At 31.8% G+C, this 13,595-nt stretch carries 10 protein-coding genes; 8 read left to right on the forward strand and 2 right to left on the reverse strand.

All coding sequences use genetic code 11. From position 1 onward, the window contains the following. Positions 1-103: 103 nt before the first annotated feature. The gene (locus ACNQGG_RS08780) at positions 104-1,015 is read right to left on the reverse strand and encodes a DUF6268 family outer membrane beta-barrel protein (RefSeq protein WP_417963099.1); all 912 of its coding nucleotides are present in this window, start codon (positions 1,013-1,015) and stop codon (positions 104-106) included. Positions 1,016-1,164: 149 nt separating this feature from the next. On the opposite strand from ACNQGG_RS08780, the gene ACNQGG_RS08785 reads away from it, so the two are divergent. From ACNQGG_RS08785 to ACNQGG_RS08800, 4 genes are all read left to right on the forward strand, one after another. Continuing rightward, complete coding sequence (locus ACNQGG_RS08785; RefSeq protein ID WP_417963273.1) at positions 1,165-1,392, forward strand: helix-turn-helix domain-containing protein; 228 nt, start codon at positions 1,165-1,167, stop codon at positions 1,390-1,392. A gap of 192 nt (positions 1,393-1,584) precedes the next feature. Further along, the gene (locus ACNQGG_RS08790) at positions 1,585-1,827 is read left to right on the forward strand and encodes a transposase (RefSeq protein WP_417963275.1); all 243 of its coding nucleotides are present in this window, start codon (positions 1,585-1,587) and stop codon (positions 1,825-1,827) included. Positions 1,828-2,270: 443 nt separating this feature from the next. After that, positions 2,271-4,991, forward strand: a complete 2,721-nt coding sequence (locus ACNQGG_RS08795; protein ID WP_417963101.1) for a substrate-binding domain-containing protein — start codon at positions 2,271-2,273, stop codon at positions 4,989-4,991. Between the two features lie 195 nt (positions 4,992-5,186). Then, positions 5,187-7,724: a GH32 C-terminal domain-containing protein gene (locus ACNQGG_RS08800; RefSeq protein ID WP_417963103.1), complete on the forward strand. Its 2,538-nt coding sequence runs from the start codon at positions 5,187-5,189 to the stop codon at positions 7,722-7,724. A gap of 81 nt (positions 7,725-7,805) precedes the next feature. On the opposite strand, the gene ACNQGG_RS08805 is transcribed toward ACNQGG_RS08800, so the two are convergent. Further along, entirely contained in the window at positions 7,806-8,156 is a 351-nt protein-coding gene (locus tag ACNQGG_RS08805; RefSeq protein ID WP_417963105.1) for a winged helix-turn-helix transcriptional regulator, read from the reverse strand. Positions 8,157-8,329: 173 nt separating this feature from the next. On the opposite strand from ACNQGG_RS08805, the gene ACNQGG_RS08810 reads away from it, so the two are divergent. The 4 genes from ACNQGG_RS08810 (at position 8,330) to ACNQGG_RS08825 (ending at position 13,566) form a co-directional block, all read left to right on the forward strand. Beyond that, entirely contained in the window at positions 8,330-9,154 is an 825-nt protein-coding gene (locus ACNQGG_RS08810) for an NADPH-dependent F420 reductase (RefSeq protein WP_417963107.1), read from the forward strand. A 70-nt stretch (positions 9,155-9,224) separates the two neighbouring features. Continuing rightward, complete coding sequence (locus ACNQGG_RS08815) at positions 9,225-9,980, forward strand: NADPH-dependent F420 reductase (protein WP_417963109.1); 756 nt, start codon at positions 9,225-9,227, stop codon at positions 9,978-9,980. A gap of 662 nt (positions 9,981-10,642) precedes the next feature. Next, complete coding sequence (locus ACNQGG_RS08820; RefSeq protein WP_416858198.1) at positions 10,643-11,962, forward strand: sugar porter family MFS transporter; 1,320 nt, start codon at positions 10,643-10,645, stop codon at positions 11,960-11,962. Positions 11,963-11,967: 5 nt separating this feature from the next. Further along, positions 11,968-13,566 (forward strand): glycoside hydrolase family 32 protein, encoded by a 1,599-nt coding sequence (locus ACNQGG_RS08825; RefSeq protein ID WP_417963111.1) that lies wholly within the window; start codon positions 11,968-11,970, stop codon positions 13,564-13,566. Positions 13,567-13,595: the final 29 nt, after the last annotated feature.

Raw genomic sequence — 13,595 nt, forward strand, 5'->3', positions numbered from 1 at the left:
GTTTTGCCTAAAGTGAATTACACATTCAACCTAAATTCCGGAGACTAAAGTCAACGGCGATTGAAACAACAGTATTGCAGTATATTCAAAAGATTAAAAGGTATTATTTTTTAACCTTACTTAGATCAAAACGATAGATGGCTTCCATCTTTAAAAGGAAGGTATTTGATTTGTCTTGAAATAATTTTGTACGGTTATCACCAAATTTTAACGCTAGAATTTGTAAATCAAGTTTTTGATCAATTGGATATACTCTAAATTGGTTTAAAGAATATCCCATTTTTAGGCGTAAGAGTATTTTTTTGTCGAGCACGCTTCGTTGTATGTACGAAGAAAAATCTATCGAATTGTTTTCGACATAATTGGAACGGATATTATCAGTTGTCACTTTGTAACTGTTTCCATGACCCAGAAAATCAACACCTATTTTTGTTTTATCAGTCAAACTATAATTGATATCAGCATCATTTGGCATAAAGAAATTCATCTCGAAACGTTTATCCGGACTGTGATAATAGAGACCAATGATTGGCACCATAGACATACCATAAGCTTCACTACTACCGTAAAGTCCAAAACTATAACCAAAGTTTTCGTTTCTTTTATATTTTAATAACGCTAGTCCGCCGAAGTAAAAATCATCACTGCTCAGATGGATATAATCGGAGGCGACTTTTGGAAGCAAAAGGTATATTCCACTCCAGTGTTTAGAATGGCTTATTCTTAAACCAGCTCTTAAATTAGTTGAATATAAATGATTATTATTGGAATCAGGAAATAATTGTAAGTTGTAGCTGCTGAAATTTACCCCAGTGATAACCGTGTATTTTTCATTTAAAACAACGGGTAAAGTAAGATTAGTTTGGAATGTAGATATGGTAGTATTAATTGATGAATTTTCAAAAATAGTTTTTTGTGATTTTCCATAGTTTACGGAAAATAGATCAATATATTCTTGAGCGTTACATAAAAACGGTACTGTTAAAAATAACAATTGTATTATTTTTTTTTTCATTTTATAAATTTAAGTTATTAGAATAAAATAATGTTGTATTTATTTGGAATAAATATCTTATATTTTTATAGTTATCAGATATGTAGTACTTAAGAATAAAGAGATGTGAGGCATTAGAACACCTACATCAAAACAGCCGTAATAATACCATTAGAAAACGTAGTCAATGTCTTTTTTTATCACATCAAAGATACAAGATTAAAGGCTTAGCTTCTATTTTTAAAGTCAGTCGCAGAACGATTGAACGTTGGTTTGATAGTTGGGAAGAAATTGGGGTTGATGCACTTGGAATAGCAGGGGGAAGGGAAGCAAAAACACTTTTGAAGACTATTCCAAAGAGGTTTCCGAGCAATTGGAGCTTCACAATAGAAATTTAAAAAATGTATTAATTTACTTTAAAGAGCAACACAATATTATCATCTGCAAAAAAACATTGTAGAATTTTTTAAAAGTTACTGGGTTATAGATGGAAAAGAACTAGACTCTCCTTAAAAGGCAAACGACGAAGAGCTATTTCGATTTAAACAAAAGCAAATACAAACATTAAAGAGTTTGGAAGATAGCGGCTAATTGATTTATATTTTGGAGACCATAGTCATTTTGGACTTACTCCCAATGTGCCTTATGCATGGCAGATAAAGGAGAATCTAATATTGGTATCTGCTGCTAAAGGCAAATATCAAAATATAGTTGCATTAATGACTCGTAAAAAGAAGCTTTATTTTATAATACTTGAATCAACCTTTAATTCAGATAGGATTATCTGTTTTATGGATCGTTTGTGGAACAAACACTCAAAAAAAACATTGTAATTCTTGATAATTTACCCATAAAGAAAAAGATGTTTTGATTTACTTTTCACCATATTCTCCAGAGTTAAATCTGATAGAAATTCTATGCCGAAGAATAAAATAGCAATGGTTAGATTTTGATGCTTATAAGTCTTTCCAAAACCTCAAAGTAAAATTAAATTTTATCCTGAATAATTTCGACATTAAATTCGATATTGATTTTTAACCATTACTTATTTAAAGAAATGAATATGATATTCTTAATTTATTCTAAAAATAATTACTTTTGCTTAACTTTTTGATTTAGCTTATTAAATCACCTAATTAAAAATAATTTCTCAATATTATTGACCACTTTTATAGAGTGAATTATTTTTAAATAATTCCTAAGAAAAGTAAGTTTAACTTAGTGAAATTGAATTCTTAGAGTACTCAATATAAATTTTATGAATACCTCAAATTTTATGTCAAGAAGAATATATATATTATTAGTATTAGTTACATTGTTTTCCTGTAATTCAAATGATAATAGTAAAAAAAGGATTTCAATTGGATTTTCTCAAAGTATTTCGGAGGATGATAGCTGGAGGAAATCAATGGATAATACTGTCAAGATTGAGGCTTCACTTCATCCAGAAATTGACTTAACTATTTACAATGCGAATAGCAGTACAAAAAAGCAGATTGTAGATATAGAAAAAATGATTGATGACCAATTGGATGTTATCATAGTGGCACCTTATGGATCAGATTCTATAGTGCCGGTAATAGAAAAAGCTAATAAAAAAGGAATACCTGTAATTATAGTTGATAGAAAAGTTAATACATCGAATTACACTTCATTTTTAGGAGCTGATAATGTTGAAGTAGGTCATATTGCTGGAAAATATATTGTTTCGATGTCTAAGGCTCATGCAACTATTCTGGAAATTAAGGCAACGACGGATATCTCACCTGGCGTAGAGAGAAGTTTAGGATTTAAACAAATTATCGACCAATATCCAAACATAAAAAAAATAAGTATAACTGCTCCGAATTTGGCATCACTAAATACTAATTTTAGTAAGGTCTTGGATAGTATGCCAAAAATAGATTATGTCTTTGCTTTTAATGATATTATAGCACTTCAAGCATGGGAGGCAGCCAAGCGAAAAGGTAGAGAAAAAAATATAAAATTTATAGGGATAGATGGATTGAATGATCCAAATGGTGGAATACAGGCGGTTAAAGATGGTAAGTTGACAGCAACTATATTATATCCAACAGGCGGTAGTGAAGCGATAAAGCTGGCAATTAAACTTGCAAATAAAGAAATAGTCTCTAAGAATAATGTACTTAACACCATTTTGATTGACTCTTTAAATGCTGATATAATGAGCAATCAATTTGACAAAGTGACGCAACAGCAATCTAATATTGAAACACAGCAGAATGTAATCAAAGAACAAGAAAAGAAATACCTAACATTATATAATTTAATTAAGTTGCTAAGTTTTCTTTTAGTGGTAATATTCTGTTTAGCTGTTTTTAGTGTTTATTCTATATTTTCAATGAGAAAGAAGAAAAGACTATTAGAAGTGACTAATTATAAAATTACTAGCCAAAGGAATGAAATTGAAAAATTTGTAGAGAAACTTAAAGAAAGTAATGAATCCAAAATTAATTTTTTTACCGGTATATCTCATGAATTTAAAACACCTTTAACCCTAATATTAAGTTCCGTTGAATCTTTACACGATGAATTTCAAAATAAAAGTCATTCTGTTAAAAAAGATTTAGACATAATGTATAATAATTCTTTGCGATTACTTCGATTGATTAATCAATTGTTGGATTTTAGAATGGTGGAGGATAAAAAATTCACTCTGAAACTATCCAAAAATAATCTTTGGAAATTTTCGGCTAATATGTTTAAGGAATTTAAAAGAGAGGCTAAAAAAAGAAAAATAAATTATACAATTGAAACGGATAATGAGGGTTTAGAAGTTTATTTTGATCCAAATTTAATGGATAAGGTTTACTATAATCTGTTATCTAATTGTTTTAAATTCACTCCAGATGGAGGTAAAATTGAAATTAAAATACGTCAAGAAAAAGATAAGGGGCTTGTTAAAATTAATTTTAAAGATTCCGGTATTGGTATTCCTGAAAAGGAAATAAATCAAATTTTCAGTCCCTTTTTCCAAGGGTCTAATAACTATAGAAACGGTTCGGGTATCGGATTGAATTTATCTAAAAACTTTGTTGATTTACATGAAGGTATAATAGAAGTTAAGTCAATTAATGGTGCCGAATTTTCTGTTTATTTAAAATTAGGAGATGGCCATATCGATAAATCAAAAATTGTAAATGAAAGTACTTATTTTTCAGATAGTGAAAATGGATATGAGTATTTGGAAACTGAATTAACACCTAGTACGGAATCCATAATTACAGAAAACAAACCGTCTCTTTTAATTATTGAGGATAATGCTGATTTACTGGATTTTATTGCTTCAAAATTAAAAGAAGATTACATAGTTAGCAGGTGCAACGGAACCAAAGCAGTAGAAATGGCCTTGGAGTTAATGCCAGATATTGTTGTTTGTGATTTAAATTTACCGGAGAAGAATGGTTTTGAAATTTGTGAAGTTTTAAAAACGAATATGATTACTTCCCATATTCCTGTAATCATTTTAACAGCAATGGATGATAATAATACTTATATAAAGTCATTAGAAGTTGGAGCAGATTTATTTTTAACAAAACCTTTTAATCTAAAAGTCTTAAAACAATCTATAAAAGGATTACTGTTTAACAGAGAAAAGTTACGTTATTACTATACTAAAAATATAAATAAAATCGAAAACGATGGACTTAGCTTAATTGAAAGAGAGTTTTTGAATAGGATTAATTTGATTTTAGAAAAAAACATTGATGACTCCTCTTTTTCTGTTGAAAATCTTGCCAGTAAATTAAATATTTCCCGAGTGCAACTCTATAGAAAAGTAAAAGCAGTTTTAGGCATAGGAGTTGGAGATTATATTAATAATTTTAGATTAGAGAAAGCAAAAGAGCTATTAATGACCACAACAATGAACATCTCCGAGATTGCCTATTCTTGCGGTTTTGCTTCTCCTAATTATTTCTCAACTACTTTCAAAACTAAGTACGGAATACCCCCAAAAGACTTTAGAAATAATTAATTATGCTAAAACAATGTAACATTTTTATAGATATAGTGATTTTTAGCGTCTTTTTATATTGATTTTTCGGCATTATTTTTTCTTAACTCCCTGTTTTATTGGGGTTAATTTTTTTTTAAAAATTACTAGGCAGGTGTAACAATACTTAATTAGGTCATTATAGTATTCTAGTAATTTTATAAAAAATATTATAAAATGAAAAAGTGCATAACAATTATCCTGTCAGGACTTATCCTTATTGGATGTAAATCCCAAAATGATCCAAGTCCAAGTCCAACCCCGATTCCTCCCTCTAATGTGGCTTCAGAACTTTTATCATTTAGTTTTAATGAAACCTCTGGGCAAACACTAGTAGAAACTAAAACAAATGCCAGCTTTAATATAAATGGATCTTCAGGTTCATCTGAACGGATTGTGGGCGTTGAAGGAAATTCATTAAGAGTTAATGGCTTTTATGGTTGGGCTACCGGGAATGCAAGTGTAATTTATCCAACCTCAAAAGTATGTGTCTCTGGTTGGGTTGCACCAGCAGCTTTTCCTGTTCAAAGAAAAGATTTAGATCCGATTACCGAAAATACAAACGCTTCTATTTTTTCGAATGTAAACACATCTAATAGTTCTGGCGTTGCCTTAGGGATCAATCATCACGGAAGAGTTATTGGTCAATTTAAAGTTGGGACAAATGTGATTCAAATTATTTCTGATCAAGAAGTAGCGCTTAAAAAGTGGAGTTATATTGCATTAAATATAAATGCTTCAAGCGGAACGGCTTCATTGTATTTAAATGGTGTTCAAATTAAAACTGTTACGTTTGATATTGGGACACTTTTATGGGATAATAATGCCACCATTTATATTGGAAAAGAATCAAAATCTAAAACAATCGCTGGATTTGACACTAATGGTTTAACTGGAGCAATAGATCAAGTAGCACTTTGGAATAAAGACTTAACAGCTGCCGAGATATTAACTCAGTTCACTAAATTTACACCATCAGATCCGGATCTTAAAATCCCGACTGCAGTTCGATTTGCCAATGATATTCATCGACCAAAATACCATTTACTTCCATCTGCTAGTTGGACTAACGAATCGCACGGATTGCTATATATTGACAATAAATACCATATTTTTAGTCAAAGAAATTTCAACGGGCCCTATTTAGAGCATATCAATTGGGGGCATTACGTTAGTAACGATTTAGTAAGCTGGGAAGAAAAAACACAAATTTTATGGCCTCAACCTGGATTTGACGAAGTAGGGATTTGGTCAGGACACGCCGTAATAAGTAACGGTAAACCCTTTATTTTTTATACTGGTGTAAATAAAACTAAAGCTGCAATAGGACTTGCAACTTCAACAGCCCCCTACGATACTTGGACAAAAAATTCTTCTGCAATTATACCAAATGCACCAACTTCTTCTGCAAACGCTGATTTTAGAGATCCTTTTGTATTTCAACATAATTCAGAATGGTATATGATGATTGGTACAGGTTTAAGAAGTGGAACCCCAAGAGGAGCATTGTATTTGTATAAATCTACTTCTTCCGATTTCAAACAATGGTCTCCTCAAGGAACAATGTTAGAGGGAAATCCTTCTTTAGATGGAACTGGGGATTTTTGGGAAATGCCTATTTATTATAATTTTGGGGCGAAATCAATCGTACTAATTAATAAGCTTCCTAATGCAAATGCGTTGTATTGGACTGGGAATTTTAATGGATCGCAATTCGTTAGGGATAATCCCGTTCCTGAGCGATTAGATGTAATCAACCAATTATTATCGCCTTCTATTCATCCAGATGCTAATGGGAATTTAACGGCGATAGGAATTATTCCAGACGGTGTTACTTCTGCAAAACAAAAAGAGCAAGGCTGGGCGCACGTATTTAGTTTGCCAAGAGTTTGGACACTTGTTAATGGTAAAATAAAACAAGTTCCTCATCCAAATGTATTAAGTCTTAGAGGAGCTTCTAAAAATTTTACAAATGTAGTTTTTGACCAAAATAGCTCAAATGTATTAAATAATTCAACAGGATCTCAATATGAAATCGTTGCTACTATTAATCCAGGAACTGCTGCAAAAGTTGGATTTTCTCTGAATAAAAATACATCAACTGGTGAACAAACCTTAATTTATTATGATTATACTACAAGTAATTTTGTTGTAGATAGAAGTAAATCTTCAATTCTTACAGGGGTTCCGCTATCGAATCAATCTACTAATTATGTATTACCGGCAGGAAATATTAATTGGAGGATCTTTGTCGATGCATCTGTAATAGAGGTTTTCGTTAATGAAGAATTAGCTTTTGCAACACGATCTTTTCCTTCAACCGGGAATAATTTAATTGATTTATATGCTCAGTTCGGTACAGCAACAGCAACAGACTTAAAAATATATAATATTCAAGGAGGCGGAACTGAATCTACAGCAAAGTATATCGAAAAAAAAAATGAAATAATTCATCCGGTTGTTTTTCCGAATCCATCCAGTGAAAATTTCAACATTAAATTTAGTGCTATAACTGTGGCAACACCTGTTTATGCTCATATTTTTGATATAACAGGATTTCCAGTAACAAAAATTGAAACAATTCTAGATGGCAATAATCCAATAATTCATTGGGATGGTGTTATGGATAATGGAAATAAAGCCATCAGAGGTGTTTATATAATAAAAGGTCTGTTGAAAAATGAATTGTTTGATGCTAAAATAATTGTGGAATAGTTCTTAAAATTAGTTTTATTTTTGTTGGCCTTTTTTTGTTTTTTAAATCACTGAACGTATCTATTTCATTGGATTAAGAACTCAAACTGTATTAAAAATTTTCTTTTTATGGTTCAATCCCCAGTCTTTAAGCAAATAAATAATTGGGGTTAGAGTATCTGCGTAAGTTTCTAAGCTATAAGAAATTTTAACTGGATAATCCTCTACAACGGTACGTTTTAACAATTTATGTTGCTCTAAGTCTTTTAGTTCCTTAGCCAACACTTTTGGAGTAATTCCCGGAATACTTTCCTGTATATCCGTAAAACGATCATTGCCTACACCCACCGAAATTATAATCGGCAGTTTCCATTTTCCACTTATTACATCTAGAGCATCTCTAACTGGCTTTATCGTATTCAGGCAGTCACAATGCATTTTTTTTTGCGCCATAGTTTTCTCTTTATTTGATATTTCACTTTCCTTTGGGAAAGTACTATACAAAGGAAAGTGAAATACTTTAACTTTGCAAATATTATCCAACAGGAAATTATAAATGACTAGTAAGTAATTAAAATTTAAGGTGATTATAAGTAGTATTCAACCTTAAAAATAAGTAAAGCATAATGTTAACTAAAAATAAATTTAAAAATATGAAAATTGGAATTATAGGCGCAGGTCTGATCGGAAAAATACTTGCTAAAAAATTTAGTGAGACTGGCCATACAGTTTCATTGGCAGATGTAAAAGGAGCTGCTAAAATACAGGCCATCGCCGGTAGTATTGGTGCAAAAGCCTTAGAAATGGATGAAGTGGCAAAAAATACAGATATTCTTGTTATAGCAATACCGCTTCTTAGAATCCCGGAATTGGCTCAAGCATTAAAAGGTAAAGTAGAAGATCACGTAGTCATTATAGAAACGACAAACTATTGGCCGCACCGCGACGGAAAGATTGAAGAAATCGAAAATGGTACAGTCAACAGTGTTTGGGTTCAACAGCAGTTAGGTCGAACGGTAGTTAAAGCTTTCAGTAATATAGGTGCCTACAGCTTGGCAGTGGAAGGAAAGCCAAAAAACAGTAAGGACAGAATTGCTATAGCGGTTTCTGGAGATATACAAGAGGAAATTGATGTGGTTATGAGATTGGTAGATAGCGCCGGTTTTGATGGGTTAGATTCGGGTTCCCTTGAAGAGTCTTGGAGACAGCAGGCATGCGGTCCGGCATATTGTACAGATTTACAATTAGAAGAACTTGTCAAAGCAAGAAAATCTGCTCAGAGAGAATCATTGGCAGAAAAGCAAAAACTGTCATTTGATAAGATGCAGGATCTAGGAAGCGAGTATTTCGATATTTTGATTTCAGGAAAATATCCTGCTGGATTCGTTGATCATGCGGTTGATATTAACCGTTCTATTAACGGCTTGCCGCCAAGAAAAATTAGTATTTAATCGATTTCTTTTAAATATTATCTTAGTGAGACTTAAAATTTATACATTTTTTTATAAAACAATTTAGAATATGAAAATAGGAATAATAGGTACCGGAGCAATCGGTGGTACCATCGCAAAAAAACTTGCAAACGCAGGTCACGAAGTAAAAGTTACTAATACAGACGAGCAACAAGTATTAGCAAATAAAGCGAAAGAATTGGGAGCCATCCCGTCAACCATTAATGAATTGGTAAATGATGTAGCGGTAATTATTCTATCTGTTCCTACCACTGCAATCCCAGAGTTAGCTAAAGATTTGTTTAATGATTTACCAAAAAATGTCATCATTGTTGACACCAGTAATTATTATCCATTTCGTGATGGAGAGATTGAAGATTTGAAAAATGGAAAAGTAGAAAGTGTCTGGATTTCAGAACAATTGGGAAGGCCGGTCATTAAGGCATTTAACAACCTGTTGGCTCACACACTTGCTGAGGCTGGAAAAAACGAAGGACAAGAAGCTAGAATTGCTATGGCTATATCTGGCGATGATGAGAGTTCTAAAAAAGTGGTTTCAAGTTTAATCAATGATGCGGGTTTTGATGTTGTCGATGCAGGAACTCTGTCAGAATCTTGGAGACATCAACCTGGAACTCCTGCATACTGCACAGAATTGAATGTGGCGGAACTTGAACAAGCTCTCAAGGTAGGTGTAAAAGAAGATGCTGCCTATCTAAGAGACTTGGCTATTACAAAATTAATGGAAAGGACTTCACCTCCATCTCACGAAGATATAGTTGATTTCAATCGTTCATTATTTCCCCAAAATCCAAAAATAGAATAATGTTTTGTTTCAAAGAACACAGCAATCTTAATGCTATCCTCTCTTCTTGAATAGATTATACAATACTATTTAAAAATATTGTATAATCTATTTTTTTTAAATCTATCTTTTTTTTCGTGTATTCAGTAGTATATAGCTATAAGGTGAACTTCCGCATTAAGGCATTAATAAAGATTATTATTCTGTTATGAAAATTGCAAATTCCTATAAAGCATAATTATTGACCTTCTTACTATTTTGAACTACTAATATAAAGACTATACGCTATGTTATTCTAAAGACTTTGTATTTGTAAATTCTAAATTAGGCTGTTTTAGCACTATAGACAAGTTACTTTTTAGAGTGTTAATCCCAAAATTTTAAACCATCCCTATTTTTTTTGAGTGTAGCTATTGATATAAGCGTAAATAATTTATAATAAAAAACACTATATGCAATTTCAAGCCACTTAAATTATTTAAAACTTTTTTTTTAATTTATTTTTTGTTTCGAAATCATAATTTAATGTTACAATATTATATAATTATGTCTTAAGTTCATGTTAATTTATTTAAAATCAAATAGTTGCGATTTGTGTAACAAATTTGAAGTAAATGGATACATTACGAAAACGTTATCTTACTGTTTAATAATAAGTTTGATAATAATTAAAAACATGGTTTATGAATAATAAAATTTTGAGATGGTCACTCATTGCGTCTTTCGCAGGATTTCTATTTGGCTTCGATACAGTAGTGATTTCAGGGGCAGACAAAACGTTACAGTTGTTATGGAATTCAAGTGATGTTTTCCACGGTTCAGTAGTGATGGCAATGGCACTTTGGGGTACAGTTATAGGTGCTATTTTTGGAGGAATTCCAACAAATAAGTTAGGTCGAAAAAAGACCTTATTAATTATAGGTGTTTTATTTTCTATTTCTGCTGCTGGTTCAGCACTTTCAAATGATCCATTTGTATTTGCTTTTTTTAGGTTTCTGGGAGGTTTAGGAATTGGGGCTTCAACAATTGCGGCACCAGCTTATATATCTGAAATCGCACCAGCCAAGGATAGAGGGCGTTTAGTGGGATTGTATCAATTTAATATTGTATTGGGAATTCTAATTGCTTTCTTATCCAACTATCTTCTAAGTGATGTAGGTCCAAATGCTTGGAGATGGATGCTTGGTGTTCAGGTTTTTCCTTCTATAATTTATACCCTAATGGCTTTTAGTATACCTGAAAGTCCAAGATGGTTGTATTCAATGCTTAGAATTGAAGAAGCAAAACTTATTTTCGAAAAAATTGGATCAAAAGAAGATGTTCAAGATATTTTGGATGATTTAAGTAAAAATAGTAATAGTACTCCTTTGAATGAAAATATTTTTATGAAAAAATACCGTTTTCAATTAATCTTGGTTTTTTTGATAGCTGCATTTAATCAATTATCAGGAATTAACGCCTTTCTATATTATGCTCCCAGAATATTTGAAGAAGCAGGATTAGGTGCAAAAACGGCATTATTAAGTAGCATCGGTATTGGTATTATAAATTTAATCTTTACACTAATTGGAGTTTATCTTATTGATCGATTGGGAAGACGCAAATTAATGATTTTCGGATCTATTGGTTATATTTTTTCCCTTTCAATGGTGGCCACTTCGTTTTACTTAAACTGGACTGGACTGGCAGTGCCTGGGTTTTTATTTCTCTTCATTGCATCTCACGCAATCGGACAAGGAGCTGTTATTTGGGTATTTATTTCTGAAATATTTCCCAATCATTTGAGAGCTTCCGGACAGTCTTTTGGTAGTTCTGTACATTGGGTTTTAGCAGCTATTATCCCTTCGATGGTGCCTATCCTTTTTACAAGTTTTGGCGTTGGAAATGTATTTGCCTTTTTTGCTTTTATGATGGTTTTTCAATTGCTGTTTGTCATTTTTATGATGCCGGAAACCAAAGGAATCTCTTTGGAAGACGTAAGTAAAGGATTAATTAATAAATAAGAATTATGATGAATATATCAGAAATAGGAATTTTTAAAAGAATATTTTTTATGCTAATACTGGTTGTAATGAATAGTTGCATGTCTACTAAATTAAGCAATATAAAACTGTTAACCAATGAAGAATTATATAGACCCAACTTTCATTTCACACCTAATAAAGGCTGGATGAATGATCCCAATGGAATGTTTTTTTACAAAGGGTTGTATCATTTGTATTTTCAGCATTATCCAGATGATAATGTTTGGGGGCCTATGCATTGGGGGCATGCCACAAGTAAGGATATGATAACTTGGAAGGAAGAAAAAATTGCTCTTTATCCAGATGATATGGGGTACATATTTTCAGGAAGCGCGGTTGTTGATGTCAATAATACTTCTGGATTTGGGAGTTTGAAAAATCCGCCAATTGTAGCCATGTTTACGTATCACGATGCTGTAAAAGCAAAAGCTGGAGCAATAGATTTTCAATCTCAAGCTATTGCTTATTCTTTAGATGAAGGAATGACTTGGACAAAATACAAGAATAATCCGGTAATTAAAAATCCAAATATTAAAGATTTCAGAGATCCAAAAATGACGTGGGATGCGATTCATAATCAATGGATAATGGTTCTTGCTGCCGATGTGGAAACTAAAATATATCGTTCTTCAAATTTAATAGATTGGGAATTGGCTTCTGGATTTGGCAAGAATCTAGGTGCGCATGGAGCGCCTTGGGAGTGCCCGGATTTTTTTCCTATTAAAGTTGAAGGTTCAACTGAAATGAAATGGGTGCTTTTGCAAAGCATTAATCCTGGTGGTCCAAATGGGGGATCGGCTACTCAATATTTTGTTGGCGATTTCGATGGAAAAACTTTTACACTAGAGGATTCATTTACCCAAGATTTAAACCAATTTGGAGCTTTGTGGCTTGACTACGGAAAGGATAATTACGCAGGAGTTACCTGGTCTAATATTCCAGATTCTGATGGTCGTAAATTATTTATAGGTTGGATGTCCAATTGGCAATATGCTGATAAAGTTCCTACTGAAAAATGGAGAAGTGCTACGACTATTCCAAGAGAATTGAAACTTATAAATACCGGTGGTCATTATCGAATTGTTTCCCTGCCAGTAAAAGAATTGGATAAATATGTTTCCAAGACTATTAAAAAGGATCTTCTTACTATTGATAAAGCAACTGTGATTGTAGATAAGTCTTCTGTAGATATGTCAAGATTAGATATTCATTTTACTATGAATGGTTTAAAGAATGACAACTATGATTTTATCCTTTCCAATAAAGGAAATAATGCCATTCATTTTGGAATTAATAAAAAGGAGAAGTGTTTTTACATTGATAGAAAAAATGTAAGTAAAACTTCTTTTTCAGATGAATTTGCCAATAAAATATCAAAAGCACCCATTACAGCAGATTTTAATTTAATCGAAGTAAGAGTGGTTATCGATAAGACCTCAATCGAAGTATTTTATGACAATGGAAAAACGGTTATGACTGAAATTTATTTTTCAGATAAACCAATGGATTCTTTTTCAATAGCTAAAGCAAATTCTGATTTTGAGCTTAAAAATGTATTGATAAATCAACTAAATATTAAATAATAGATGTAAAAAATCAAATTAAAGAATAT

It is taken from the genome of Flavobacterium esculini (assembly GCF_048284325.1).
Lineage (GTDB): Bacteria > Bacteroidota > Bacteroidia > Flavobacteriales > Flavobacteriaceae > Flavobacterium.